The organism is Alloalcanivorax marinus, from assembly GCF_016906305.1.
GTDB classification, from domain to species: domain Bacteria; phylum Pseudomonadota; class Gammaproteobacteria; order Pseudomonadales; family Alcanivoracaceae; genus Alloalcanivorax; species Alloalcanivorax marinus.
The window spans coordinates 149,942-175,861 of record NZ_JADDOL010000001.1 but is presented as its reverse complement, the minus strand read 5'-3'; the positions used below and the strand labels follow the sequence as shown (position 1 = coordinate 175,861).

Annotated in this window: 30 protein-coding genes and 1 riboswitch; of the genes, 17 read left to right on the top strand and 13 right to left on the bottom strand. The window is 66.0% G+C overall.

Annotated features, from left to right (window positions below; all coding sequences use genetic code 11):
• Nucleotides 1-11: 11 nt before the first annotated feature.
• Complete coding sequence (locus tag IM760_RS00890; RefSeq protein WP_204426660.1) at nt 12-1,388, bottom strand: TRAP transporter large permease; 1,377 nt, start codon at nt 1,386-1,388, stop codon at nt 12-14.
• Nucleotides 1,379-1,942 (bottom strand): TRAP transporter small permease subunit, encoded by a 564-nt coding sequence (locus tag IM760_RS00885; RefSeq protein ID WP_228232655.1) that lies wholly within the window; start codon nt 1,940-1,942, stop codon nt 1,379-1,381. Before IM760_RS00885 ends, IM760_RS00890 begins: the two co-directional genes overlap by 10 nt.
• 373 nt (nt 1,943-2,315) lie before the next feature.
• On the opposite strand from IM760_RS00885, the gene IM760_RS00880 reads away from it, so the two are divergent.
• The 8 genes from IM760_RS00880 (at nt 2,316) to arsB (ending at nt 9,740) form a co-directional block, all read left to right on the top strand.
• Nucleotides 2,316-3,314, top strand: coding sequence for a substrate-binding domain-containing protein (locus IM760_RS00880; protein ID WP_204426659.1), 999 nt, complete (start codon nt 2,316-2,318; stop codon nt 3,312-3,314).
• Nucleotides 3,315-3,397: 83 nt separating this feature from the next.
• On the top strand, nt 3,398-4,774 hold the full coding sequence (gene pstC, locus IM760_RS00875) for a phosphate ABC transporter permease subunit PstC (protein WP_204426658.1): 1,377 nt from the start codon (nt 3,398-3,400) through the stop codon (nt 4,772-4,774).
• Nucleotides 4,774-6,138: a phosphate ABC transporter permease PstA gene (gene pstA, locus IM760_RS00870; protein WP_228232650.1), complete on the top strand. Its 1,365-nt coding sequence runs from the start codon at nt 4,774-4,776 to the stop codon at nt 6,136-6,138. Before pstC ends, pstA begins: the two co-directional genes overlap by 1 nt.
• Before the next feature lie 26 nt (nt 6,139-6,164).
• Nucleotides 6,165-6,968, top strand: coding sequence for a phosphate ABC transporter ATP-binding protein PstB (gene pstB / locus IM760_RS00865; protein ID WP_394373774.1), 804 nt, complete (start codon nt 6,165-6,167; stop codon nt 6,966-6,968).
• Nucleotides 6,969-6,994: 26 nt separating this feature from the next.
• Nucleotides 6,995-7,711 (top strand): phosphate signaling complex protein PhoU, encoded by a 717-nt coding sequence (gene phoU, locus IM760_RS00860; protein ID WP_204426657.1) that lies wholly within the window; start codon nt 6,995-6,997, stop codon nt 7,709-7,711.
• Nucleotides 7,712-7,855: 144 nt separating this feature from the next.
• Complete coding sequence (locus IM760_RS00855) at nt 7,856-8,197, top strand: ArsR/SmtB family transcription factor (protein ID WP_204426656.1); 342 nt, start codon at nt 7,856-7,858, stop codon at nt 8,195-8,197.
• A gap of 29 nt (nt 8,198-8,226) precedes the next feature.
• Complete coding sequence (locus tag IM760_RS00850; RefSeq protein WP_204426655.1) at nt 8,227-8,721, top strand: arsenate reductase ArsC; 495 nt, start codon at nt 8,227-8,229, stop codon at nt 8,719-8,721.
• Nucleotides 8,721-9,740: an ACR3 family arsenite efflux transporter gene (gene arsB, locus IM760_RS00845; RefSeq protein ID WP_204426654.1), complete on the top strand. Its 1,020-nt coding sequence runs from the start codon at nt 8,721-8,723 to the stop codon at nt 9,738-9,740. The genes IM760_RS00850 and arsB overlap by 1 nt, the downstream gene beginning before the upstream one ends.
• A 99-nt stretch (nt 9,741-9,839) precedes the next feature.
• Here the strand turns inward: arsB and IM760_RS00840 are convergent, their stop codons facing one another.
• Together IM760_RS00840 and IM760_RS00835 are read right to left on the bottom strand one after the other, a co-directional pair.
• Nucleotides 9,840-10,391 (bottom strand): YaeQ family protein, encoded by a 552-nt coding sequence (locus IM760_RS00840; RefSeq protein ID WP_204426653.1) that lies wholly within the window; start codon nt 10,389-10,391, stop codon nt 9,840-9,842.
• Between the two features lie 17 nt (nt 10,392-10,408).
• A complete protein-coding gene (locus tag IM760_RS00835; protein WP_204426652.1) occupies nt 10,409-10,957 on the bottom strand; it encodes a TMEM165/GDT1 family protein in 549 nt (182 codons plus the stop codon).
• A gap of 51 nt (nt 10,958-11,008) precedes the next feature.
• A riboswitch (yybP-ykoY riboswitch) is annotated at nt 11,009-11,170 on the bottom strand.
• 101 nt (nt 11,171-11,271) lie between these two features.
• Between IM760_RS00835 and IM760_RS00830 the strand changes: the two genes are divergently transcribed.
• Nucleotides 11,272-11,865, top strand: coding sequence for a TetR/AcrR family transcriptional regulator (locus IM760_RS00830; protein WP_338021355.1), 594 nt, complete (start codon nt 11,272-11,274; stop codon nt 11,863-11,865).
• A 46-nt stretch (nt 11,866-11,911) separates the two neighbouring features.
• Nucleotides 11,912-12,118 carry a SlyX family protein gene (locus IM760_RS00825; protein WP_204426651.1) on the top strand — a complete coding sequence of 69 codons (207 nt, stop codon included), beginning with the start codon at nt 11,912-11,914 and terminating at the stop codon, nt 12,116-12,118.
• A gap of 55 nt (nt 12,119-12,173) precedes the next feature.
• On the opposite strand, the gene phoR is transcribed toward IM760_RS00825, so the two are convergent.
• The 4 genes from phoR to IM760_RS00805 all read right to left on the bottom strand — a co-directional run bounded on the left by phoR (nt 12,174) and on the right by IM760_RS00805 (nt 15,886).
• On the bottom strand, nt 12,174-13,484 hold the full coding sequence (gene phoR, locus IM760_RS00820; RefSeq protein ID WP_204426800.1) for a phosphate regulon sensor histidine kinase PhoR: 1,311 nt from the start codon (nt 13,482-13,484) through the stop codon (nt 12,174-12,176).
• 210 nt (nt 13,485-13,694) lie between these two features.
• On the bottom strand, nt 13,695-14,399 hold the full coding sequence (gene phoB / locus IM760_RS00815; protein WP_204426650.1) for a phosphate regulon transcriptional regulator PhoB: 705 nt from the start codon (nt 14,397-14,399) through the stop codon (nt 13,695-13,697).
• A gap of 83 nt (nt 14,400-14,482) precedes the next feature.
• A complete protein-coding gene (gene ubiA, locus IM760_RS00810; RefSeq protein WP_204426649.1) occupies nt 14,483-15,364 on the bottom strand; it encodes a 4-hydroxybenzoate octaprenyltransferase in 882 nt (293 codons plus the stop codon).
• Between the two features lie 3 nt (nt 15,365-15,367).
• The gene (locus IM760_RS00805) at nt 15,368-15,886 is read right to left on the bottom strand and encodes a chorismate--pyruvate lyase family protein (protein WP_204426648.1); all 519 of its coding nucleotides are present in this window, start codon (nt 15,884-15,886) and stop codon (nt 15,368-15,370) included.
• A gap of 227 nt (nt 15,887-16,113) precedes the next feature.
• Here IM760_RS00805 and rd point away from each other — a divergent pair, with 227 nt between their 5' ends.
• The 5 genes from rd to IM760_RS00780 all read left to right on the top strand — a co-directional run bounded on the left by rd (nt 16,114) and on the right by IM760_RS00780 (nt 19,592).
• Complete coding sequence (gene rd, locus IM760_RS00800) at nt 16,114-16,278, top strand: rubredoxin (RefSeq protein ID WP_138773523.1); 165 nt, start codon at nt 16,114-16,116, stop codon at nt 16,276-16,278.
• 58 nt (nt 16,279-16,336) lie between these two features.
• Nucleotides 16,337-17,488: an NAD(P)/FAD-dependent oxidoreductase gene (locus IM760_RS00795; protein ID WP_204426647.1), complete on the top strand. Its 1,152-nt coding sequence runs from the start codon at nt 16,337-16,339 to the stop codon at nt 17,486-17,488.
• Nucleotides 17,489-17,510: 22 nt separating this feature from the next.
• Entirely contained in the window at nt 17,511-17,882 is a 372-nt protein-coding gene (locus IM760_RS00790) for a hypothetical protein (RefSeq protein ID WP_204426646.1), read from the top strand.
• Between the two features lie 93 nt (nt 17,883-17,975).
• Nucleotides 17,976-18,593, top strand: a complete 618-nt coding sequence (locus IM760_RS00785; RefSeq protein WP_204426645.1) for a hypothetical protein — start codon at nt 17,976-17,978, stop codon at nt 18,591-18,593.
• Nucleotides 18,594-18,758: 165 nt separating this feature from the next.
• Entirely contained in the window at nt 18,759-19,592 is an 834-nt protein-coding gene (locus tag IM760_RS00780) for a hypothetical protein (RefSeq protein ID WP_204426644.1), read from the top strand.
• Here the strand turns inward: IM760_RS00780 and IM760_RS00775 are convergent.
• From IM760_RS00775 to znuC, 4 genes are all read right to left on the bottom strand, one after another.
• Nucleotides 19,576-19,722 (bottom strand): hypothetical protein, encoded by a 147-nt coding sequence (locus tag IM760_RS00775; RefSeq protein WP_204426643.1) that lies wholly within the window; start codon nt 19,720-19,722, stop codon nt 19,576-19,578. The two genes, IM760_RS00780 and IM760_RS00775, sit on opposite strands and share 17 nt — an antisense overlap.
• Nucleotides 19,723-19,780: 58 nt before the next feature.
• Nucleotides 19,781-21,088, bottom strand: coding sequence for an MATE family efflux transporter (locus IM760_RS00770; RefSeq protein ID WP_204426642.1), 1,308 nt, complete (start codon nt 21,086-21,088; stop codon nt 19,781-19,783).
• 67 nt (nt 21,089-21,155) lie between these two features.
• Nucleotides 21,156-21,941, bottom strand: coding sequence for a zinc ABC transporter permease subunit ZnuB (gene znuB, locus IM760_RS00765; protein WP_204426799.1), 786 nt, complete (start codon nt 21,939-21,941; stop codon nt 21,156-21,158).
• On the bottom strand, nt 21,934-22,716 hold the full coding sequence (gene znuC / locus IM760_RS00760; protein ID WP_204426641.1) for a zinc ABC transporter ATP-binding protein ZnuC: 783 nt from the start codon (nt 22,714-22,716) through the stop codon (nt 21,934-21,936). The genes znuB and znuC overlap by 8 nt, the downstream gene beginning before the upstream one ends.
• 115 nt (nt 22,717-22,831) lie before the next feature.
• Here znuC and IM760_RS00755 point away from each other — a divergent pair, with 115 nt between their 5' ends.
• Together IM760_RS00755 and IM760_RS00750 are read left to right on the top strand one after the other, a co-directional pair.
• Nucleotides 22,832-23,701, top strand: a complete 870-nt coding sequence (locus IM760_RS00755) for a metal ABC transporter substrate-binding protein (protein ID WP_204426640.1) — start codon at nt 22,832-22,834, stop codon at nt 23,699-23,701.
• A 92-nt stretch (nt 23,702-23,793) separates the two neighbouring features.
• Complete coding sequence (locus IM760_RS00750) at nt 23,794-24,924, top strand: cellulase-like family protein (protein ID WP_204426639.1); 1,131 nt, start codon at nt 23,794-23,796, stop codon at nt 24,922-24,924.
• Between the two features lie 8 nt (nt 24,925-24,932).
• Here IM760_RS00750 and IM760_RS00745 read toward each other — a convergent pair whose 3' ends face one another.
• Complete coding sequence (locus IM760_RS00745; RefSeq protein WP_204426638.1) at nt 24,933-25,859, bottom strand: homoserine kinase; 927 nt, start codon at nt 25,857-25,859, stop codon at nt 24,933-24,935.
• Between the last annotated feature and the right edge of the window lie 61 nt (nt 25,860-25,920).

The window sequence follows — 25,920 nt, the reverse complement described above, 5'->3', positions numbered from 1 at the left end:
TCCGAAAATCCTTATCCATTAAGGAGCCCGGGCAACCAGGTGGCCAGGTCGGGAAACAGGGCCAGGATGCCGAGCATGGTCAGTTGAATCAGAATAAAGGGTATCACGCCTGTGTAGATATGCGCGGTGCGTACTTCCGGCGGCGTGACGCCGCGCAGATAGAACAGGGCAAAGCCGAACGGCGGCGTCAGGAACGAGGTCTGCAGGTTGAGGGCGATCATCACCCCCAGCCAGATCGGGTCCACGCCCATGGCCAGCAGCACCGGCCCGACGATGGGCACCACCACGAAGGTGATCTCCATGAAATCCAGAATAAAGCCCAGCAGGAACACGATCAGCATCACCACCAGCATGGCGCCGACCGCGCCGCCGGGCAGGGCGTCGAACAGGTGCGCCACGGTCTCGTCGCCGCCGTAGGCGCGGAACACCAGGGAGAACAGGCTGGCGCCGATCAGGATCATGAACACCATGGCGGTGACACGGGTGGTGCCGCGCACCGTCTCGCGCAGGATGTGCAGGTCCAGGTGGCGGTTGAGGGCGGCCAGCAGCAGCGAGCCGAAGGCGCCCACGCCGGCGGCTTCGGTGGGGGTGGCGAAACCGGCCAGAATCGACCCCATCACCGCCGCGATCAGCAGCAGCGGCGCCAGCAGGCCGCGCAGCAGGGAGGTTTCCTCCACGCCGTCCACCCGGGCATCTTCCGCGCGCATGGCCGGCGCCATCTCCGGGCGCAGCTTGGAGATCACCAGCACGTAGAGCAGATACATGGCCACCAGCACCAGGCCGGGCACCAGGGCGCCGACGAACAGATCGCCCACCGACACGGTCTCCAGGGCCCAGCGGCCCTGGGCCAGCTGCGCCTCCTGATAGGCGGTGGAGAGCACGTCACCCAGTAGTACCAGGGCGATGGACGGCGGAATGATCTGGCCCAGGGTGCCGGTGGCGCAGATCAGGCCGGTGGCCAGCCGCGGGTCGTAGCCGTGGCGCAGCATGGTGGGCAGCGACAGCAGGCCCATGGTCACCACGGTGGCGCCGACGATGCCGGTGCTGGCGGCCAGCAGCGCCCCCACCAGCACGATGGCCAGGCCCAGGCCGCCGGGGAACACCGCCAGCAGGCGGCCCATGCTGGCCAGCAGGCGCTCCGCCACCCGCGATTTCTCCAGCATCACGCCCATGAACACGAACAGCGGCACCGCCATCAGGCTGGTGTTTTCGATGATGCCGAACAGGCGCCCGGGCAGAAAGGTCAGCTCCGACATCTCCACGGCGCCGGTGAGCAGGCCGCCGAGGCCGAACATCAGCGCCACGCCCCCCAGGCAGAACGCCACCGGGTAGCCGCTCAACAGCACCACGCCCACCGCCAGGAACATCAGCAGGGGAATCAGCTCCATGCGTCCCCCTCATCGTGCTGCACCGGCTCCGGAGCGTCGGTGCCGGCCAGGGTCAGACCGGCGTGGATCAGCTCCGCCACCGCCTGCAGGGTGAGCAGCGCCGGCAGCGCCAGCAGCAGGCTCTTGAGCACGAACACCAGCGGCAGGCCGCCGTTGTCGGAGGCCTCCAGGCCGGCCCAGCTGTTCAGTACGTAATGAAGGCACAGCGTGAAGATGGCGACGCACAGCGGCAGCAGCAGCAACAGGGTACCGAGCAGATTGACCAGCGCCTTACGGCGGGGGCTGAAGTGCTGGTAGAAGACGTCGACGCGGACGTGTTCGTCCAGGGCCAGGGTATAGGCGGCGCCGAGCATGAACAGCGCCCCGTGCAGATAGGTGATGCTCTCCTGGAGGGCGATATTGCCGATGCCGAAGCCGTAGCGCAGCACCACCACCAGCACCATCAGCAGCACCATGGCGATGGCGAACCAGGCGCAGCAGTGGCCCACTCCGCAGGTAAAGGCGGTGAGCCGCCGCTGCCAGCGCATCAGCGCCTGTTGTTGTCGTGAAATCAAATTTGCCTCGCCGGATCCCGGGTCCGGCGCGAATTATACGGATGATGGGCCTTCAGGTCAGCAAACACGCGGGTTGCGCAGCCTTTTTGTATCACTTTTTCGTGCCCTGGCGACGCCGGGGAGGCGGCCCGGGGCGGATTTGTCATCTTAGTGTCATTTAGCGGTTTCATACTGCCCCGCGACTGGAAAACCGGGCGGCGGCCGTCGCGAACCGTGTCACAGTTCCACCGTGTCACATTGTTGCAATGGTCCTTGCCCACAATCGACCTCCCCTGGCCCGGGCACCGTCGGGGGATCCGGATCAGCGAGCCCGGGCAAGGGCGGCATCGAAGGCGATGTCGCTCCATTCGCAGATGCAGATGAGGATTCAACAATGCGTTTCAAGAAAGCTCTTGGTTTGGCCTTCGCCGCCGTTTCCATGACCGCCGCCGCGGCGCCGGCCATGGCCCGTGACACCATTCAGATCGCCGGCTCTTCCACCGTGCTGCCCTACGCCAGCATCGTGGCCGAGCAGTTCGGCAATGCCTTCCCGTTCAACACCCCGGTGGTCGGCTCCGGCGGCTCCAGCGGCGGCCTGCGTCAGTTCTGCCAGGGCGTCGGTGAGAACACCATCGACATCGCCAACGCTTCCCGCGCCATCAAGTCCAGCGAGATCGAAAGCTGCGGCAAGGCCGGCGTGAAGGAAATCCTGGAAGTGCGCTTCGGCTACGACGGCATTGTGTTCGCCTCCAACGCCAGCAAGGGCACCTTCAAGCTGAAGCCGGAGCACGTGTACAAGGCGATCGCCGCCCAGGTACCGAAAGACGGCAAAATGGTGGCCAACCCCTACACCAAGTGGTCCCAGATCGATAAGTCCCTGCCGGACCAGGAAATCGTGCTGGTGATCCCGGCCTCCAACCACGGCACTCGTGAAGTGTTCGAAGAGAAAGTGGTATTGGACGGCTGCAAGGCGAAAAACGAGGAAGACTGCCTGAAGTTCCGTCAGGACGGCCGCGTCATCGAGATCTCCGGTGACTACACCGAAACCCTGGCCCGCCTGCAGGCGCAAGCCGACGCGGTGGGTGTGTTCGGTCTGGGCTTCTACGAGCAGAACCGTGACCGCCTGAAAGTGGCCACCATCAACGGCATCACCCCGACCCTGGAAACCATCGGCTCCGGCGAATACCCGGTGTCCCGCCCGCTGTTCTTCTACGTGAAGGGCGAGCACATCGGTTCCATCCCGGGCATCGAGGAGTACGTGCAGTACTTCCTGAGCGAAGATGTGTCCGGCTTCGGCAGCCAGCTGGAAGAGATCGGTCTGATCCCGCTGAACGACAAAGAGCGTGAGCAGGCGATCGCTGATTTCAAAGACCGCAAGGTCGTCAGCAAGTAAGATAGGCAGCCATGCCAATCACGGCCCCCGTCGGTGGTACGCCTTCGGGGGTCGTTGTTTAAATACGGTCAAGTGGAGTCACGATGGACAACATGACGCTGATCGTTCTGCTCCTGATCCTGATGGGCGTGGCCTATCAACTGGGTCTCACGCGGAGCCGCGCGGTCGCCAGCAACACCACCGGGCGCATGAACTCCCGGCCCGGCTACTACGGCTGGCTGGTGGCGCTGTGGTGCGGTCTGCCGGCGTTACTGGTGTTCGTGCTCTGGACCCTGCTGGAACCCGCGGTGATCCGCTCCGTGGTGTTCTCGCAACTGCCGCCGGAAATGTCCAACCTGTCCTCCCAGCAGGTCGGCAATCTGATGCAGCGGCTCGGCGACATCGCCAGTGGCTACGGCGTCTCCGGGGAGCCGGCGCCCTATGAAGTGGCGGCGGCGGAAACGCTGGCGCGGCTGCGCGACATCGGCGAGCTGGCCAAGATCGCGGTGATGGCGTCCCTGGCCCTGGCCGGGCTGTTCATCGCCCGGGGTCGTATCCGCCCGCAACTGCGGGCACGCAATCATGTGGAGAAGGTGGTCAACGCCGGTCTGTTGCTGTGTTCCGGCGTGGCGATCCTCACCACCGTGGGCATCGTGTTCTCCATGTTCGGGGAAGCGATGCGCTTCTTTTCGTTCGTCAATCCGCTGGACTTCTTCTTCGGTCTGAACTGGAACCCGCGTTTCAGCAGTACCGGCCACAGCAGCTACGGCGATTTCGGTCTACTGCCGCTGCTCTGGGGCACGCTGATGATCAGCATCATCGCATTGCTGGTGGCGGTGCCGGTGGGGTTGATGACCGCCATTTACATGTCGGAGTACGCGCCCTCCTGGCTGCGCTCCTTCGCCAAGCCGGTGATCGAAGTGCTCGCCGGCATCCCGACCATCGTCTACGGCGTGTTCGCGCTGATGGTGGTGGGCCCGTTTTTCTCCAATCTGGGTGACCTGGTCGGCATCCAGATTCGTTCCACCAGCGCCCTTACCGCCGGTTTCGTGATGGGCGTGATGATCATCCCGTTCGTGTCGTCGCTGTCCGACGACATCATCTCCCAGGTGCCGCAATCCCTGCGCGACGGCTCGTTGGGCATGGGCGCCACCAAGTCGGAGACCATTCGTCAGGTGGTGCTGCCGGCGGCGCTGCCGGGCATCGTCGGCGCCTTCCTGCTGGCCGCCAGCCGCGCCATCGGCGAAACCATGATCGTGGTGCTGGCCGCCGGCAACAGCCCGGTGCTGCACGCCAATCCGTTCGAGGCGGTGTCCACGGTGACGGTGACCATCGTCAACCAGCTGACTGGTGACACCGACTTCGCTAGCCCGCAGTCCCTGGTGGCGTTCGCGCTGGGTCTGACCCTGTTCGTGATCACCCTGGGCCTGAACGTGGTGGCCCTGTACATCGTCCGCAAATACCGGGAGCAATACGACTGATGGCCAACAGTACGATGGAGTCCGGTGTCGACCCGCGTGCGCGGATCCAGAGTCAGGTGGAGCAGAGCCTGCGCCGCCGCCATGCCAGGGAAAAACGCTTCCGCCGCTTCGGCCTCACCGCGGTGATGCTGGGGCTGGCGTTCGTGGCGGTGCTGTTCGTGAGCATCTTCTCCCGCGGCCTGCCGGCCTTCTGGCAATCCACCCTGACCCTGGACGTGCGCTTCGATCCGGCGGTGCTGGACATGGGGCCGCCGCCGCAGCAGAAACCGGAGGAGTCGCCCCGGGACTTCCAGCAGCGCCTCAACGCCTGGAATTTCCAGCTCACCATGGCGAGCTGGAACACCATTCTCGAGGACGCGCTGATCGCCGAGAAGCCGGCGCTGGAGGAACACCGCCGGCAGCTGCGCAAGCTGTTCACCAGCGGCGCCAAGTACCGGCTGCGCGATATGGTGGCGGAGAACCCGTCGCTGATCGGCCAGAGCCGCGAGGTCACCTTGCTCGCCGACGCGGAAGTGGACGTCTGGATTCGCGGCAATATCGACCGCAGTCTGCCGGATGCGCGGCTGCAGCTCAGCCCGGAGGTGCGCCGCATCGCCGATGAACTGCACGAGGACGGCCTGCTCAACGTCACCTTCAGCACCACGCTGTTCACCAATTCGGACTCGCGCAGCTCGCCGGCGTCCGCCGGTCTGGCCGGCGCCTTCATGGGCTCGCTGTTCATGATGCTGGTGGTGATCGTGCTGGCGGTGCCGGTGGGCGTGGCCAGCGCCATTTACCTGGAGGAGTTCGCGCCCAAGAACAAACTGGTCGATCTGATCGAGGTGAACATCAACAATCTGGCGGCGGTGCCGTCCATCGTGTTCGGTCTGCTGGGCGCCTCGATCTTCATCAACTGGTTCCGGCTGCCGCTGTCCGCCCCATTGGTGGGCGGTCTGGTGCTCAGCCTGATGACCCTGCCCACGGTGATCATCACCACCCGCTCCGCGCTCAAGGCGGTGCCGCCCTCGATCCGTCAGGCGGCGCTGGCGCTGGGCGCCTCGCGGGTGCAGACGGTGTTCCAGCAGGTGCTGCCGCTGGCGATTCCGGGCATCCTGACCGGGGCCATCATCGGCGTGGCCCAGGCGCTGGGGGAAACGGCGCCCCTGCTTTTGATCGGCATGAACGCCTTCGTGGCCAACATTCCGACCACGCCGTTTGAACAATCCACGGCCCTGCCAGTCCAGATCTATCTCTGGCAGGGGAATGAGATGCGCAACTTCTTCGAAGCGCGCACCTCGGCGGCGATCATCGTCCTGCTGTTGATGATGATCAGCCTCAATGCATTCGCCATTTGGCTGCGCAAGAAATTCGAGAGAAGGTGGTGACAATGAAGATGGTTGATCCGGAAGTGATGGTCCAGCGCAAGGACGACCGGCAATCCCAGTCGCCGGCGTCGCAAACCGTCAAGATCAGTGCCAGGGACGTGAAGATTTATTACGGCGACACCCAGGCCATCAAGGGCATTGATCTGGACATCATGGAAAACGAGGTGATCTCGTTCATCGGCCCGTCCGGGTGTGGCAAGTCCACCTTCCTGCGCGCGCTGAACCGCATGAACGACACCATCGAGGGCAGCCGCCTGGAAGGCACCGTGACCCTGGACGGCGAGGACATCTACGACCCGTCCCTGGACGTGGTGCTGCTGCGCGCCAAGGTGGGCATGGTGTTCCAGAAGCCCAACCCGTTCCCGAAGTCGATCTACGACAACATCGCCTATGGCCCGCGCCTGCACGGTCTGGCCAAGCGCAAATACGACCTGGACGAGATCGTCGAGACCAGCCTGCGCAAGGCCGGTCTGTGGGACGAGGTGAAGGACCGTCTCGACAAGCCGGGCACCGGCCTGTCCGGCGGCCAGCAACAGCGGCTGTGCATCGCCCGGGCCATCGCCGTGAGCCCGGAAGTGATTCTGATGGACGAGCCCTGCTCGGCGCTGGACCCCATCGCCACCGCCAAGATCGAGGAGCTGATCGATGAGCTCACCGAGTCCTACACCATCGTCATCGTCACCCACTCCATGCAGCAGGCGGCGCGGGTGTCCCATCGCACCGCCTACTTCCATCTGGGCGAACTGGTCGAGGTGAACGACACCGAGACGGTGTTCACCAAACCGGAAAACGAACTCACCGAAGCCTACATCACCGGCCGCTTCGGCTAAGGCCAGAGGTCCAAGGAGAACAAAACATGGATCGCATGCATTTTGGTCAGCACAGCTCCTCGCAGTTCAACGAAGCGCTGGAGTCGATTCGCAACCACCTGATGGAGATGGGTGGCCTGGTGGAGAAGCAGGTGGTCGACGCCCTGGAAGCTCTGCTGCGCGCCGATTCCGGCCTGGCCGAGAAGGTGCTGCAGACCGAGGAAAAGGTCGACCAGCAGGAAATCCAGATCGACGAGGAATGCGCCCGGGTGCTGGCCCTGCGCCATCCGGCGGCCTCCGACCTGCGCCTGATCATCGCCGTGTCCAAGGCGGTGTCCGACCTGGAGCGGATCGGCGACGAGTCCGCCAAGATCGCCGCCATGGCCCTTCAGCTGGCCGAGGAAGGCGAGTCCCCGCGCGGCTACGTGGAAGTGCGCCACATCGGCAACCACGTGCGCAACATGCTGCGCGACACCCTGGACGCTTTTGCCCGCTTCGACGCCGACAAGGCGGTGGAAGTGGCCGCCGAGGACACCGAGGTGGACATGGAGTACCGCTCCGCCATGCGCGCCCTGGTGACCTTCATGATGGAGGATCCGCGGGCCATTTCCCGGGTGCTCAATATCATCTGGTCCCTGCGCGCCCTGGAACGCATCGGCGACCACGCCCGCAACATCGGCGAGCAGGTGATCTTCCTGGTCAAGGGCACCGACGTGCGGCACATCTCCATTGATCAGATGGAGAAAGAGGTGAAAAAACCCTGAGGGATCCGTACCCTGAACCCGGTTTTCTGCCATAAAACCTTCACGGACCCGGCCTTGCGCCGGGTCTTTTTTGGTTTAATATATTCGTTAATCCGGATATACGAATTTACAAGACAGGCCCCGGCCGATCACGAGGAACCCGCCATGCACGCCGTCCAGACCGCCCCCGTCGAAGTGTCCGTTGCCAGCCTGTGCAAGTGCCTGGGCGATGAGCTGCGGCTCGGCCTGGTGTGCCTGATGGGTACGGATCGGGAAGTGTGTGTGTGCGATCTGGTGGCGGCCCTGGACGCGCCCCAGTCCACCATCTCACGCCACCTGGCCCAGCTCCGTCAGTGCGGCCTGGTGGTGGCCCGGCGCCAGGGCACCTGGATGTACTACCGGATCAATGGCGCCCTTCCGGAGTGGGCGCTCACTGTCATTGAGAGCATGGTGGTGGAAGGGCGGCGCCAGCTGGGCCTGCGACCGCTGCAAGGGCATTGCTGTTGAACCGACCCCGGTTCCCTGGAGAAACGATCATGAAAACGCCGCTGAAATTGCTGTTTCTTTGCACCGCCAATTCCTGCCGCTCGATCCTCGGCGAGGCGCTGGCCAACCACCTGGGCGAGGGCCGTCTGTTGGCCCGCAGCGCCGGCAGCCATCCCTCCGGCCAGGTCAACGCTCGGGCGCTGGCGGTACTGGAGCGCCACGGGGTGCCGGTGGGCGAGCCCACCTCCAAATCCATGGACGACCTGGGCGACCAGTGGTTCGACGTGGTCATCACGGTGTGCGACGCCGCCGCCGGCGAAGCCTGCCCGGTGTGGCTGTCCGAGTCCGCCAAGGTGCACTGGGGGATCCCGGACCCGGCCGCCGCCCAGGGCGATGAGGCACACATCCAGGCGGTGTTCGAGGACACCTATGCGCGGCTGCGGGCGCGCCTGGAGGAGGTGGTGGCGCTGGATCTGGAGGCCCTGAACCCGCTTGGCCTGACCGCGGCACTGCAAAAGATCCACCGGGACCAGGGCGACCACTGATGCCGTTCTTCGAGCGCTTCTTGAGTGTCTGGGTGGGTCTGGCGATCGTCGCCGGCGTCGCCCTGGGGCTGGCGGCACCGGGCCTGTTCCAGGCGGTGGCCGGCTTCGAGGTGGCCCATGTGAACCTGGCGGTGGCGGTGTTCATCTGGGTGATGATCTACCCGATGATGATCCAGATCGACTTCGCCGCCATGAAGCGGGTGGGCGACAAGCCCAAGGGCCTGCTGCTCACCCTGGTGGTGAACTGGCTGATCAAGCCGTTCACCATGGCCGCCCTGGGCTGGCTGTTCTTCAAGGTGCTGTTCGCCGACCTGGTGGACCCGCAGACCGGCAGCGAGTACATCGCCGGCATGATCCTGCTGGGCGTGGCGCCGTGCACCGCCATGGTGTTCGTATGGAGCCACCTCACCAAGGGCGACGCCAACTACACCCTGGTGCAGGTGTCGGTGAACGACGTGATCATGGTGTTCGCCTTCGCCCCCATCGCCGCGCTGTTGCTTGGGGTCAGCGACATCACCGTGCCCTGGGACACGCTGGTGTTGTCCACGGTGCTGTACGTGCTTCTGCCGCTGGTGGCCGGGGCGCTCACCCGCCGCTGGCTGAGCGGGCGCGGCGGCGAGAAGGCGGTGGATGACTTCGTCCATGCGCTCAAGCCGGTCAGCGTCCTGGGCCTGCTGGCCACGGTGGTGCTGCTGTTCGGCTTCCAGGCTCAGACCATTCTCGCCAAGCCCCAGGCCATCGTGCTGATCGCCATACCGCTGCTGATCCAGACCTACGGCATCTTCCTGATCGCCTTCGTCGCCGCCCGCTGGCTGCGCCTGCCCCATAACGTGGCCGGCCCGGCCTGCCTGATCGGCACCTCCAACTTTTTCGAGCTGGCGGTGGCGGTGGCCATCAGCCTGTTCGGGCTGTCCTCCGGCGCGGCTCTCGCCACGGTGGTGGGGGTTCTGGTGGAAGTGCCGGTGATGTTGTCGTTGGTGGCGATCGTTAATCGCACCCGGCATTGGTTTGAAGAGTAGTTAAAAGTTGAAAGTTAAAAGTTGAAACGCGGAAATAAGCCCTGCCGTTGGCAAGGCCGTGCCCGCGCTTTTAACTTTCAACTTTTAACTTTCTACTCGTCACCAGGCATCGCCGGCGTACCAGGTGGCGAGGCTCACTTCGGTGGATCCGGCGGTGTCGCCGAACCAGAGCTGGCCGTCCTGGATCATCGCCTGCAGCTGCATGGCGCGCTGGCAATAGCCGGCCAGCGCCGCTTCGCTGGCGGGGTCCACGTTGACGATGCGCAGGTTGGCGAACCGCCGGACCTTGTCTTGCATGCCCTCCCACCAGACCTGGGGGCCGCGTTGTCCGTAGACATAAACGGTGACCCGGCGCGCCAGCCCGCAGGCTTTGCGCAGCCGTTTCTCGTCGGGCATGCCCAGTTCAATCCAGTGCGTCAGCGTTTGATCCGGCTCGTGCTGCCACAGGTCCGGTTCCTCGGTGCTGGAGAGCCCGCGGGTAAAGGACAGATCCTCGTGGGCATTGAGCGCGAAGGCCATCAGCCGCAGCATCATGCGTGCCTCGGTCTCGGAAGGGTGCAACGCCACCGTCAGGTTGTGGGTGGCGTAGTAATCCCGGTCCATGTCCGAGACGGTCAGTTCCGCTTTGTGGATGGTGGCGGTCAGCGCCATGCGGGTTTCTCCCCAGGTCAGATCAGTGCCCAGACACCGAAGGCGATGAACAGGGCGGCGCTGATCCGGTGGGCCCACACCTCGAAACGCTCGCTGGCGAGACGGTGGGCCACCCAGATCACCGGCAGGTTGGCGGCGATCATACCCGTGGTGGTACCCAGAAGCACCGGCCAGAACTCCTGGAAGCGCACCGCCAGGGCCACCGTGGCCACCTGGGTCTTGTCGCCGATCTCGGCGATGAAGAACAGCACCAGGCTGGTCAGGAAGGGGCCGAAGCGGTATTTGTCGCCCACCTCCTCGTCCTTGTCGGGAATCAGCATCCACAGGCCCAGGGCGATAAAGCTCAAACCCAGGATCCATCGCAGCCAATCCGTCGGGATAGTGTCCGCGAGCCAGTCGCCGAACCACACACTGATGCCGTGGTTGACCAGGGTGGCGACGATCACGCCGGCGAGAATCGGCCAGGGTTTGCGGTAGCGCACCACCAGCGCCAGGGACAGCAATTGGGTTTTATCGCCGATTTCGCCCAGGGCGACCAGCAGGGTGGAAGAAAGAAAAGCGTCCAACGGAGTTCCTTAAGGGGGCGGGATCGACCAATACCGGAGACATCACCCGTCGATCCCGCCCCCGCGGAATACGGATAATGCCTCAGGTCTCGTCGATACCGCGGCGCGAACGGCTTCGCGCGCGGGACACGGCCGCCATGCGCATTGAGGCGCAACTATGTTGACGACCGTCAGGGCGGGGTGGCCCGGCGACTACTCCCCCAAGACGGCGATAACCTTAGCGGCGGCAGGGGCTTAAATCAAGCGCGCGGCGCTGGGCTCCCCATGGCCTCATGTGTATGTTGTAAACATACGAAGGAAAGGAAGGTGTACGGGTGCCCTCATCAAAGAAAACGCCCACCGGGCGCTATCACCACGGCGACCTGCGCCGCGCCCTGGTGGAAGAAGGTCTGACGCTGCTGGCGGAAAGCGGCGGCAGCGGCTTCAGTCTGCGCGAACTGGCCCGCCGGGTGGGCGTGACCGCCAACGCCAGCTACCGGCATTTCGCCAACAAGGAGGCGCTGCTGCAGGCGCTGGCGTCGGAAGGGTTCCGGCGCCTGAGCGCGGCCCAGCACGAGGCGGAAGCCGGCGCCGCCGACGGCGAACAGCTGCTGGCCGCCGGGCGCAGCTATGTGCGCTTCGCCCATCAGCATCCGGCCCTGTTCGGGCTGATGTTCAGCGTGATCCCGCCGCAACGTCGCGGCGATGAACTGAGCGAGGCGTCCCGGGCGTCCTTCGAGGCGCTGCGCCAGGCGGTGGCGCGGGGCTGGCCCGGCGCGGCGCCGGAGCCGGCCCGTGTCACCCGCGCGGCGGTGCGCGCCTGGGCGCTGGTCCACGGCCTGTCGCAGCTGTCGCTGGACGGACAACTGGACTGGCTGGAGGAGGACCCGCTGGATCTGGCGCAGTCGGTGCTGGCCGGCGCCGTGTAGCGCCCCGGGTGTGGCGCTATACTGCCGCTCCGCTTCAGGAGGTGTCATGAGCGAAGACCGTTTTCTCGATATCGAAACCAAGCTGGCCTACCAGGAAGACCTGGTGGCCAGCCTCAACCGGGTGGTGGCCGATCAGCAGCGCAAGCTGGACGAGCTGGAAACCGCCTGCCGCAAGCTGGTCGACCGGGTGGTGGAGCAGGGTGAGGAACTGGCGGCGCTGCGCATTCAGGACGCGCCGCCGCCGCACTACTGATCGCGGCACGTTATCGCGGCCGTGGCATGTCGTACGCCGATGATGCGGCGGTCCGTCAGGTGTTCGCCAGGGCGGGCTTGTCCACCAGCCGCGCCGGCGGAAAGTGACAGGTGAAGGTGCTGCCCTTGCCCAGGGCGCTCTGGATTTCCAGCTTGCCGTCGTGGCGCAGCATCACGTGTTTGACGATGGCCAGCCCCAGCCCGGTGCCGCCGGTCTGGGTGACCCGGCTGTTGTCCGGCCGGTAGAAGCGCTCGGTAAGGCGCGGAATGTGCTGCGGATCGATGCCCACCCCGTCGTCGGTCACCGACAAATGGCCGCCCTTGTCGTCGCGCCACCACTCAATATGAATGTGGCCCTCCGCCGGCGTGTACTTCACCGCGTTGGTGATCAGGTTGCCGAAAGCGCTTTCCAACTCCGCCGGATTGGCCAGCAAGCGGGCGTCCTCCGGCACCGTCAACGTGATCCGGTGGTGCTTCTCCGGCATCAGCGCCAGGGCGCTTTCGCGCATCCGGTGCAGCATGCCGTGCACCGCCACCGCCTGGCCGGTGTTGTCCGCCTTGGTGTTCTCCAGCCGCGACAACAGCAGCAGATCGTTGACCAGTGCCTCCATGCGGTGGCTTTGCGTGCTCATCTGCTGCAAGGCCCGCCGCAACCGGGTCTGTTCCTCCGGCACCGTATCCTGCAGCGTTTCCAGATACCCCTTGAGCACGGTCAGCGGCGTTTTCAACTCGTGGCTCACGTTGGCCACGAAATCCTTGCGCATCTCTTCCAGGTGATGAAGCCGGGTCATGTCCCGCGCCAGGATCAACTGATCCCCCTCGCCGAACTCGGTGATCCGGAACTGCAGAATGCGGCTGTCGTTGACCGGGGAAGGAATTTCCAGCGGCTCGTTGAAGCGCCCCTGGCTGAGGTAATCGGTAAAACGCGGATGGCGCATCAGATTGGTCAACGGCTGGCCCAGATCCTTGTCCGGCCGAAACCCCAGATGCCGCTCTGCGGCATGGTTCCAGTACTCCAGATGACCGTGGCGGTCGATCATCACCACCACGTCCTCCAGCGCGTTCACCGACGCCTGGGCCCGCTGGATGATGCCCTGCAGATTGTCCTGCGCCCGCCGCTCCTGACGGAACAGATGCTCCAACCGGGTATAGAACTCGCCCCAGAGCCCCACGCTGTCCGGCGGATCGGTATGCTCCTCGCGCACCAGCCACACGTACAACGCGAACAACTGCCGCGTGCTCCACACGATGTACAACCCCAGCACCGCCACCAACGGCCACACGCTGCGCCACAACACACACAACGCCACCCCGGCCGCCACCAGAATCAGAATCCGATTCACTTCCTTGGCCAGACTGGCCCGCATACCGGAGGGATGCTTCATGGAAAACGTCTCAAAATGCCTAACCGCACACTAACCCCAAACCAGCAAGGCGTCACGGCGGTTAACGCGAAGCGGGATTGGATTTTCGGTCCCGGACCGTAGCTGGCCAGGGATGGCCAGCTCGAGCTTACACGGACGTACTTGCAGCGTGTCCGGGACCGGAAATCCAATCCCGCGCCCCAACACCAGGAATTACGAAGCCTGGCTGGTCTTCACCGAGAACCGATAACCCGTCCCCCGCACCGTCTGAATAAACCCATCAAACCCGTGCGGCGCCAACGCCTTACGCAACCGCCGGATGTGCACATCAATGGTGCGATCCTCCACGTACACGTTCGCCCCCCACACCTGATCCAGCAACTGGGTCCGGGAATAGGCGCGCTCCTGGTGGCTCATGAAGAACTCCAGCAAGCGGTACTCGGTGGGGCCCATGTCCACCGGCTCGCCATGGGCGCTGATGCGATGGCTCACCGGATCCAGGCAAAGACCTTCCACATCGATGGCTTTCTCCGCCGCCGTCACCGAAGACCGGCGCAGCACCGCCTTGATGCGCGAAATCAGCTCGCGGGTGGAAAACGGCTTGGTGATGTAATCGTCGGCGCCCACGTCCAGGCCCTGGATCTTGTTGTCTTCCTCGCTCTTGGCCGTAAGCATGATGATCGGCACCTCTGCGGTGGCGTCCTCGCGCTTGAGGCGCCGCGCCAGCTCGATACCGCTCACCGAGGGCAGCATCCAGTCCAGCAGGACCAGGTCGGGCCGTTCATCGACGATGCGTTCATGGGCGCGCTGGGCGTTCTCGGCCTCGAGCACGTCAAAGTCGGCCAGCTCCAGGGCCACGGCCACCATCTCGCGGATGGCGGGTTCATCGTCGACGATCAGAATGCGGTTGCGGGACATAATGGCGTTCTCTGGGTTCTCCCGTTGAAGTGCCCCTATTAGATTGCCTTTTTATGACATCCTGATGACAAATTAGCACCTTTTCAGGCGCTGATCAGGTAATGGAAATAGAGGCCGGCGAACACACTGGCGCCGGCCCAGTGGTTGCTGAGAAACGCCTGAAAGCACGGCCCGGGCTGGCGGTAGCGGATGCGCCACTGCTGGTGCGCGAACCCGGCCGCCATGCCGGCCAGGCCCAGATACCAGGGCCAGGTCAGGCCCAGCCGCTGGCCCACCAGCCACAGCGCCACCAGGGTCAGCGCCTGCAGCGCGCCCACCATCAGCCGGTCCAGGTCGCCGAACAGAATGGCGGTGCTCTTCACGCCGATCTTGAGATCGTCCTCCCGGTCGCACATGGCGTACTCGGTGTCGTAGCCCACCGTCCACAGCAGGTTGGTGACGAACAGCAGCCAGGCGATTTCGGGCACGCTTTCGGTCTCGGCGGCGAACGCCATGGGAATCGCCCAGCTGAAGGCGGCGCCGAGAAACAGTTGTGGCAAATAGGTGAAACGCTTGGTGAAGGGGTAGAGCATGGCCAGGGCCAGGCCGCCGAACGACAGCAGCAGGGTGAAGCGATTCAGAAACAGCACCAGCACGAAGGCCAGCAGGCCCAGGGCGCAGAACAGCAGCAGCGCCTGTTTGGCGCTCAGGGCGCCGGTGGCCAGCGGCCGTTCCCGGGTGCGCGTCACGTGGCCGTCGAAGTCGCGGTCGGCGAAATCGTTGATCACGCAGCCGGCGGCGCGCATCACATAGACACCGAGCACGAACACCAGGATGTGCTTGAGGCTGGGCGTCCCGTCGCCGGCGATCCACAGCGCCCACAGGGTGGGCCACATCAGCAGCATGCTGCCGATCGGCCGGTCCAGCCGCATCAGCTGAATCCAGGGCCACAGCGAGGGCCAGCGGTGCTCCACGAAGGCGAGCATAGGTCAGTCCCTTATCAGTTCCCACAGCGCGGGCAGAAAATGCTCGGCCACCAGCAGCGGCCGGCCGCGCTTCACGAACCGGGATTGTCGCCCCCAGCAGGGCCCCTGGCCAGAGGGGCTGAGACCGAAGCGCACCCACACCTGGTCGCGGTGCGCCAGGGGCCGGCGGTACAGCTCGCTGCCCAGGGAGCGGCTGCCCATGTGGCCGAGGCTGCGGTTGGCGTTGGCCAGGCTGGCCAGTGGCAGCACGCTGCGCGCTTCCACCACCGGCTGTTCATGGACATACAGGGTGACTTCGCGGATCAGGGCGTACCGGCGCCCGATGCGGCCCAACTGGGCCTGCTCTTCCAGGGTGGGCCGTTCGATGGCGCCGTGACGCGGGGCCACCCGGAACGGGCCGTGGCGGCGCAGCCGGGCGGTCAGGGAGCCGGGGTCCGCCAGCCAATCCCGGATCAGGGGAGGCAAAACAAGGCGTTCCTGGGCGCGCCAGCGGGTATCGGCGCGCAGGGCGGTATCGGGCATGGTGTTCGCTCAATCGCGGCGGGCGCGGGGACTATGGCCCAGGATGACCGTCCGATCAAGGGTCGGCACGAACCCTGCTTACCTCGACGGGGCGGCGCGGCATGGCCGTCCGGCAAAGGTGCCATTATCCACTGTCATTGATTTTTACGGCGGCCGTGGCTACGTTAGCGGGCCCCTGGAACGGCCCGTCTACCCGGGCCCGGCTTCCGACGAAACGAGGTTTAAGCATGAAGAAATGGGAATGCGTGGTGTGCGGCTTCATCTACGATGAGGAAGAAGGCCTGCCCGAGGAAGGCATCGAGCCCGGTACCAAATGGGAAGATGTCCCGGAGGACTGGGTGTGCCCGGACTGCGGCGTGGGCAAGGAAGACTTCGAGATGATCGAGATCTGAACCGCCCCGGCCCGTTCCTCGCCTTCGCCACTCACCGCAAGATGACCCAGGACCCGCCATGAACCCCATCGTCGTTATCGGATCCGGCCTGGCCGGCTTCAACACGGTCAAGGAATTCCGCAAGCTGGATAAGGAAACGCCGGTGGTGGTGCTCACCGCCGACGACGGGCGCAACTATTCCAAGCCCATGCTCTCCACCGGCTTCACCAAGGACAAGACCGCCGACCAGCTGGCCATGGCCACGCCGGAACAGGTCGCCGAGCAGTTCAACGTCACCGTGCGCACCGGCGTCCATGTGGCCGGCATCGACACCGACAAGCAGCGCGTGCTGCTGCCGGACGACCATCTGGATTACAGCGCCCTGGTGCTGGCCCTGGGCGCGGACACCTGGACGCCGCCCCTGGAAGGCGACGCGGTGGGCGAGGTGTTCTCGGTCAACGACCTGATGGATTACGCCCGCTTCCGGCAGGCCCTGGACGGCAAGAAGAGCGTCACCATTCTGGGCGGCGGCCTGATCGGCTGCGAATTCGCCAACGATCTGTCCAACGGCGGCTTCCAGGTGAACCTGGTGGAACCCCTGGGCCGCTGCCTGCCCATGCTGCTGCCGGAGGCGGCCTCCGCGGCGGTGGGGCGCGGCCTGGAAAGCCTGGGCGTGACCTTTCATTTCGGGCCGCTGGCCAAAGCGGTGCACCACGACCGGGAGGGCGCGGGTCTGGTCACCGAGCTGTCCGATGGCACGCACCTGAAATCCGACCTGGTGCTGTCCGCCATCGGCCTGCGGCCGCGCATCGACATCGCCAAGGACGCCGGCCTGCGCACCAACCGTGGCATCCTCACCGACCGTACCCTGCGCACCAGCGCCGATAACGTCTATGCCCTGGGCGACTGCGCCGAGGTGGAAGGCCATGTGCTGCCGTACGTCCTGCCTCTGATGGCCGGCGCCCGGGCCCTGGCCAAAACCCTGGCCGGCGAGCCCACCCCGGTGAGCTACGGCGTGATGCCGGTGACCATCAAGACCCCGGCCTGCCCGGTGGTGGTGTGCCCGCCGCCGGAGGAGCTGGACGGCGAATGGGAGGTCCAGGCCGACGGCAACGACGTGCAGGCCCTGTTCCGCGACAAAGAAGGCGCCCTGCGCGGCTACGCCCTCACCGGCGAAGCGGTCAAGGAAAAGCTCAAACTCAACAAGGAACTGCCCGCGCTGATGCCCTGACGGCGGCCGGCTGGGAGACCCGATGAAATTCCGTTTGATCCTGCTGGTGCTGGGCTGGCGGCTGGCCTGGCTGGCCCGCCGCCACCCGGGCTTTCGCAAACAGCTCGAACACCGCGACGTGGTGATGCAGTGGCGCACCTTCGACGGGCGCGCCGCCCGCTGGTACCACTTCCGGCCGGGGCACGTGGCCAGTAAGCGGGTGCTGCATCCGACCCCGTCGGTGACGCTCAACTTCAAGGACGCGGACTACGCGTTCCGTACCCTCAAGGCGTCCGGCAAGAACCAGATGGCCTTTATGGAAGGCATGCAGGCCGGCGACATCAAGGTGGAAGGCGACCCGGGCCACCTGATGTGGTTCATGACGCTGATGAAATTCATCGCCGGCAAGGCCTGACCGGCCCCGCTTTTGATCCCTGTCGGTTGCGTCGCCGGGCGGGCCGGTTAGCATGGGGGGCAGAATGTCCACCGCCAACCGAAAGGATGCCCCATGACCGCGCCGCGACGCACCGTTTCGATACTTTTCTCCCTGGCTTTTGCGCTGGCCCTGGCGGGCTGCGCCACCCCCACCGAGGTGGTGTCCGGCTGGAACACGCCGGACGCGGAGCAGCCCCGCTTCGAAAGCCTGTTCGTCATCGCGCTGATCAATGACGACCAGGACCGGGTGGCGGTGGAGAACGCCCTGGGCGAGGCACTCCGTGACCGGGTGCGCCAGGTGTACCTGGCCCACCGCCAGCTGGACGGCGCCGCCGACGGCGACGATCTGCGCCGGCGGGTGGAAAAGGCGGTGGACCGCAGCGGCGCCGACGGCGTGCTGGCGGTCTCCTTCCTCAAGGCCGAAGTGCGCGCCGACTATGTGCCGCCCCGCCTCAATCAAGGCTACGGCCCGTCCCTGGGCGCCGGCTACGACACCGTCTATTCCCCCGGCTACTACGTGGAAAACCGCGACTACTACCTGCAAAGCACGCTCTATCAGGTGGGCCGCGACAGCCCGGTGTGGCAGGCCCAATCCCGGGTGATCAACCCCACCAGCCTGAGCAACGCGGTGCGCGGCTTCGCCGGCGACCTGGCCAAACGGCTGCAGAACGACGGCGCCCTGAGCCGCTGACCCAAGGCCCCATCGCGGCTGAAGCCGCTCCTGCGCCCCCTTCCTCCGTAGGAGCGGCTTCAGCCCGGTCGTGGAAGCTGATCCAGTGGACTCAATCACTATCGTCTTGTTGATCACACCCCCAGTCTATATATCAACAGGCTCGTGTGATGTGGAGGGCGCTGAATGATGCGCTACGGGCTTCTTTCGATAACCGGGGTCGCTATTTCGCTCGCTGTCCTTTTTCAGTTCCCTCTCAAAAATAATGAAGAGGTGACACACGAAGCGTTGGATAAAGACGACAGTTATGTTCATCCCCTCCCTTCAAAGCCTGAAGGAGAGGTTGACTTTAGTAGAGCAGAAGCCGGGGAGCGTAACCCGTTGGAAGCTGCTGCTTCGGAGCCGAAAAGCGAGAAGGAGATGCGAGCCCTGGGTCTGCTTCTGCGAGACGGAGGAATTGAACAGGTCGTACAGGCCTTGGAAGAAGGCGGGCTCGATTTGGGTCGCATGGATGAGGCATCGAAGCGAAAAGCCACGGGCATCATTGTCGCCAAAACAACGCCGGAACAACTGGCGCGCCTTATGGGAAAAGGTCTCCTTCCGCTGGAAAGGCAAGCCATATCAGATGCTGTCAGCCCTTCGTTGCGAAAGCGCGATAGTGGCGATTTAGACCAGAGTGCCATTATAAAAAAGATGGGCATGATCGCTTCAGCATCAGGCGCGAGCCTGACCAATACCGAGACGTGGTTCAACGGAGAGACCAGAAATGCCTTTGATAAGGCGGTCATTTATGGGATGGACGAAGTGCTTGTTTATTTAGGCCAAGCCGGGGTAAGGCCTGCTCTGGGCGAGGCACTCTGGCCTCAATTTTTATCAAGTCGCTATGCTTCCGGTGCGGCGGCCAAGGTTCTTTTGGATTATGGTTATACGCCTTCCGCGGAGAACTTGTCGATTGCTCGAACCCCCTCGTTCCAAGAAAGCCACCCTGAGATCTATGGGATTCTTAAGCCCTATCTGTAGCGGAATGGGCCACGTCGGCGCGAAAGGTTTGCCAGGCCTGCTCGCTGGAAGCCATGGTGGTGCACGCCGCGCTGGCGGCGATCGCGGCGACCAGGGTAAGCAGGGAGAAACGGGTAAGGGCCTTGTCCATGGTTGACGCCGAAGTCCGGGGTGGGATTCGATGTCCGGTCAGGTTATCACCGTCCCGGTTAGCCCCGAACCCGCCGCCAGACCAACGCCATCAGCACCCCCCGGCTGGCCATCCACACGTTCATGGCCAGCCACAGACCATGGTTGCCCCAGTCCCGGGTCAGCCACCACACCGGGAAAAACAGCAGGGTGGCGAGGATCATGGTGTTGCGCATCTGCGGCGCCAGGGTGGCGCCCACGAACACCCCGTCCAGCCAGAAGCCGGCGCTGGCGGTGAGCGGCAGCAGCAGCATCCACGGCAGGTAGGTGGTGGCGGTGTCGCGCACCGCCGGCAGGTCGGTGAGCAGGCGGATCAGCGGTGCGCCGCCCAGGGCGAACCCGGCCAGCGCCAGCAGCGCCACCATCAGGGTCCAGCGACCGGTGGCCCGCACCGCCGCGTCCAGGGCCCGGCGGTCGTGGCGCCCGGTGGCGTCGCCCACCAGCGCCTCGGCGGCGTTGGCGAAGCCGTCCAGGGTATTGCTGAGCAGCAACAGAAAGGTGATCAGCACCGCGTTGGCGGCCAGCACCGTATCACCCAGCCGGGCGCCCTGGGCGGTGAAGAAGAAAAACACGCTGAGCAGTGCCAGGCTGCGCAGGAAGATATCCCGGTTCACCGCCAGCAGCCGCGCCATCGGCGCCAGTTGGCGCAGGGCGCCCGCCGGCAGGGCCCGCCAGGCGTCGCCGAAAATTTCCCGGCGCAGCCAGAACAGCCCGCCGGCCAGCCCCAGGTATTCCGCCAGGGCGCTGGCGGTGGCCACGCCGCGCACATCAAAATGCCACACCTGCACCAGCAGAAAATCCAGCAGCGCGTTGCTGGCGTGCATCAGCACCGTCATCTTCAGCGGCACGCTGGTGCGGTGCAGGCCGATGGCGAAGCCGATCAGCGCGAAATTGCCCAGCGCCGCCGGCGCCCCCAGCACGCGGATGGCGATGTAATCCCGGGCCAGCGCCTGCACTTCCGCGCTGCCCCCCAGCAGCCACAGCCCGGCCTCGCGCAGCGCCGGCTGCAGCAGAATCAGCAGCCCGCCCAGCACCGTGGACAGCAGCAGCGCCCGCAGCACCACCACCAGGGTGGCCTCGCCGGCGCCCCGCGCCTGGGCGGTAAAGCCGGTGGTGCCCATGCGCAGGAAGTTGAACGAGAAATACAGAAACATGAAGAAGTTGGCGCCCAGCGCCACCGCCGCCAGATAGACCGGCGAATCCAGATGCCCGACCACGGCGGTGTCCACCAGGCCCAGCAGGGGCGCGGTGATGTTGGACAACAGCAGCGGCCAGGCCAGGGCCCAGATTCGGCGGTTCAGTGCTTCTTGTCCTGGCTTCTTATTCATAGGGCTCGAAACTGGCATCGACAAGTCAAAACAACGTGTCGATATTCCCCGGTTTTATCGACATGAACTAGGAGGCGGGCCGGCGCAGCAGGGTCAGGCCGAACAGCAGCGCGGCGGTGACCACGATGGACGGGCCCACCGGCGTGTCGGCGTACCAGCTCAGGGTCAGGCCCAGGGTCACCGCCGCCAGCCCGATCAGGCTGGCGAACAGGGCCATCTGTTCCGGGGTGCGCGCCAGCCGGCGGCCGCCGGCGGCGGGCATCACCAGCAGGGAGGTGATCAGCAGCACGCCCACGGTGCGGATGGCGCCGGTGATCAGCAATGCCAGCAGCAGCATCAGCAGCAGACGGGTTCGGGTCACCGCCACGCCTTCCACCCGCGCCAGGTCCTCATTGACGGTGATGCTCAGCAGCGGGCGCCACTGCCAGACCAGCAGCGCCAGAATCAGCACCGCGCCGGCCCACAGAGCCAGCACGTCGGACCAGCCCACCGCCAGCAGATCACCGAACAGATAGGCGAACAGGTCCACCTGCACGCTGTCCTGCAGGCTCAGGGCGATCACGCCCAGCGCCAGGGTGATGTGGGCGACGATGCCCAGCAGGGTGTCGTCGGCGATCTGCCGCTGGCGTTGCAGGCCCACCAGCACCACCGCCACGGTCAGGCAGGCGGCGCTCACCGCCAGGTACAGATTGACCTGCAGGGCCAGGGCCAGGGCGGCGCCGAGCAGGGCGCTGTTGGCCATGGTGTCGCCGAAGAACGCCATCCGCCGCCACACCACGAAGGCGCCCATGGGGCCGGCGACCACCGCCACCGCCAGACCGGCCAGCAGCGCCGGGGCGAGCAGTTCAATCATGGTGGTGGCCTCCGTGGTGATGGCCGTCATGGGTATGCCCGCCGTGCACATCGCCGCTGAGGTCGTGGTCGTGATCGTGCTGGTGGGTGTAGAGCGCCAGGTTGGCCATGCCGTGGGTGCCGAACAGGCGCTGGTAGGCCGGGTCCCGGCTCACCGCTTCCGGGGTGCCGGAGCAGCACACATGGTGGTGCAGGCAGACCACCTCGTCGGTGCGCGCCATCACCAGATGCAGGTCGTGGGAGATCAGCAGAATGCCGCAGCCGGTCTCGTCGCGGACCTGGCCCAGCAAACCATAGAGGGCGTCCTGGCCGGCCACGTCCACGCCCTGGGCCGGCTCGTCGAGCACCAGCAGGTCGGGTCGGCGCAGCAGCGCCCGGGCCAGCAGCACCCGCTGCATTTCGCCGCCGGACAGCTGGCGCACCGCGCGCCGCCGCAGATGGGCCACACCGGTACGCTGCAGGGCGTCGCGGCGCGCGCCGGTGCGGCCCGGCGCCGCCAGCCACAGAAAGCGGTCCACGGTGAGCGGCAGGCTCTCGTCCACGCGCAGATGCTGGGGCATGTAGCCCAGGGTAAGGCCCGGCCGGCGCACCACCCGGCCCCGGTCCGGCCGGGCCAGGCCCAGCACCAGCCGGGCCAGGGTGCTTTTGCCGGCGCCGTTGGGGCCGATCAGGGTGGTAATGCGGCCCGGCGCCAGGGTCAGCGATACGTCCTCGAGCACCGCCTGGCCGCCCAGGGTCAGGGCGGCGTGGTCCACCGTCACCAGCGCTTCAGTCATAACGGGAGAAATCCGGTTCGGAGCAAAAGAGTAATGATATACTATATCGTTCGTCCGACGCCCGGGGTAACGCCGCTCCGGGCGTGATTTTTTGTCCCATGTTCGCGGAGACGCCATGCGCCCGATGATGTTTGCCCTGTTGCTGGTGTCCAGCCTGCTGTGGTCCGTCCCGGCCGCCGCCCGGGTGGTGGTGGCCAGCGTGGAGCCGGTGGCCATGGCGCTGCGCGCCCTGTACGGCGAGCAGACCGAGGTGGTCACGCTGCTGGCCCCCAACCAGAGCCCCCACAACCCCATGCTGTCGCCGCGCCAGATGCTGACCCTGCGCCAGGCGGACCTGGTGGTGTGGCTGGGCGCCGAGGCGGAACCGGCGGTGGCGGACCTGATGGCGCGCCGCGACGGGCCGTCGGTGGCGCTGCTCTCGCTGCCCGGCGTGACCCGCCGCGAGGGCGGGCACGAGCACGCCCATGACCATGGCCACGATCATGATCACGATGGCGCCCTGGACCCCCATCTGTGGCTGGACCCGGACAACATGGCGGCGCTGGCCCGGGGTCTGGCGGCGCGGGACGCCGGGCACCTGCCGGACGGTGAGCCGGCGCGGTTCCTCGAGGCGCTGGAAAGCGCCCGGCAATCGGCCCGCCAACGGCTGGCGCCGCTGGCCGACCGCGCCTGGCTCAGCTACCACAATCCCTGGGGTTACTTTCAGCAGCGCCTGGGCCTGAGCGCCCCGGTCACCGTCAGCGCCCAATTGGGCGCCGGACCGGGCAGCCGCCGGTTCGTGGCCCTGGCGCAACAGGTGGCTGACCGGGACCTGACCTGCGCGGTGCTGGAGCCGGAGGCGCAGCGGGATCTGATCCAGCGTCTCTGCCCCGACTGCCGCAAGGTGGCGCTGGACCCGCTGGGTCGGGATCACCCGGACCTGGCGTACCCGGCCTGGCTGGATCAGGTGGTGGCGGCCGGTTTCGAGCGCTGTCTGAGCCCCTGATTGGCCGGGCGACGCGCATTATTGTCCCCCGGTCCCATTGAGACATGGCCCGAAACCGTTATCCTGAGTCGTTTATCGGTTGAGGTGCTTTCATGGGGCAGCGTCAGGGAGAGACCCAGCGGCTCGCCATCACCTGTTGGGACTATGCCTGGCCGCTGGGCCGGGACTACGGCGCCGTGCCCGGGGCCGTGGAAGCCCGGCTCGATGAGGCGGGGGCGCGGGGCTTCAACACCGTGCGCCTGGACCCCTATCCGCATCTGGTGGCCACCCCGGCCAACAGCGTGCACCTGGACCGTTGCGAGATTCTCGCCGAGCCGGATCCGCGCCGCGGCCTGCCCGGCGGCGCCCACACCGTGCCCATCCGCAAGGCCCTGCGCCGCTTCCTGGACGCCGCCGCCGAGCGCGATCTGAACCTCTGGTTTTCCGGCTTTTTCGTGCCCGACAGCCGCGCCCGCCGTTCCTTCGTGCGCCGCCCCGGGGATTTCGTCGATGTCTGGGCGGAGACCCTGGAACTGGTGCGTCAGTGGGGGCACCTGGATCGGGTGGTGGCGGTGGACTTTTGCCACCATTTTCCGTTTCCGCCCTGGAGCCACGGCGCCGTGCGCCGGGTGTTCGGCCGCTCCGCCCAGCGGCCGCTGCCGGAACGCTGGCAGCGGGACCAGGAAGCGGAGGTGGAGCGCTATCTGCTGGAAGTGCCGCGCGCGCTGCGCGCCCATTTCCCCACCTTGCGGGTGGGGCTGAGCGCCGCCGCCGGCCACAGCGAATACCTGCGCCAGCTGGACACCAGCGAGCTGGATTTTCTCGATTACGGACTGTGGCTGGACGACGACCCGCGCTTCCGGCTGGCCACCGGCGCCGACCTGCCGGTGCCGGGCCTGCTCGACCGGCGGCTGGGGCCGCTGCGCGGTGCCCTGCTGAACGCCACCGGCGACCATTGGCGCGGGCGCCTGTATGACCTGCTCAATCGGCGGCTGGCGTTTGCCCGGGTGCGGCGGCTGCAGCCGGTGCTCGGGGAAGGCTGGCTGACCCCCACCGGCGAGCCGGAGGCGTTACCGGCCGGCTGGGCCCGATTCTGCGAGGCGGTGGTGGCGCGGGCGGTGGCGGACGGCGTGCAGGCGCTGACGCCCACCAGCCTGGCCAACCCTCATCATCCCTGGCTCTGGGACGAAAGCGACTGGCTGGCCCATGTTAACCATCTGATTCTTACCGGCCCGGGCCGCTGAGCCGTGGCTCAGGACAGTTCGCCCAGGGCGTCGAACCGGTAACCGAAAATACGCGCGAACTCAGCCGGGTCCTTGCTGCCCTGGCCTTCGGCCTCACCGGATACCGGGCCCATCAGCCGCGACAGCCAGAAGCGCAGCGCCGCCACCGCCAGGGCCAGATCCAGCACCGCCGTTTCCCAGACCCCGCCGGCGTCCCGGTAGCCGGCCATCAGCGCCGCCTCCCGACGCGGCACCGGCCGGCCTTCCGGCGACACCGCCCAATCGTTCAGCGCCACCGCCAGATCGTACTCCGGCCGTTCCAGGCAGGCGTTGTAGAAATCCAGCACGCCGGTGAGCCGGCCCTGCTCGTCGAACAGGGCGTTGTCGCGGAACAGATCCCCGTGAATCACCGTGTCGCCGGGGGCCACCTTGCGCCAATGGCGGAGCAACCGGCGGGCGTGACGCTGGTCGCTGTCGCTGAGGCGGCAAAGATGCTCGCTCAGGTCGGCCAGCCGTTCCCGTTCGTCCGGCAGGGCACGCGCCGGCTCCGGCGGCTGCCGGTGCAGGTCGGCGAGCAGCGCGCCCACCTGCCGGCAATGTTCGGTTTCCGGCTTGAAGCAATGGCGGCCGGGCAGGCGTGGCACCAGCACCGCCGGTTTGCCGGCCACCCGCTGCAGCAGGCGACCGGCGCGGTCGGCCACCGGCGCCGGCACCGGCAGGCCGTCCTCCGCCAGGGTGGTGAGCAGGGTGAGGTAGGGCCAGAGGCCCTCGTCCGTAAAGCGCTCGAACACGGTCAGGACCACCGGACGGGGGCAGTCCTGTTCGTCTCGGGCGCGGATCAACCAGGTGCTGTTTTCGATGCCATGGGGCGCCGCCTCGGCGAATTCCAGGCGCAGATCGTACCCGGCCAGCAGTGAGCGCAGCTCACCGTCGCCGAGACGGGTATAAACGGACATGCATCCACCCTGAGCGGGAAAAAAGGCCGGGGATGACCGGGCCTGATACGTCCGGCGATGG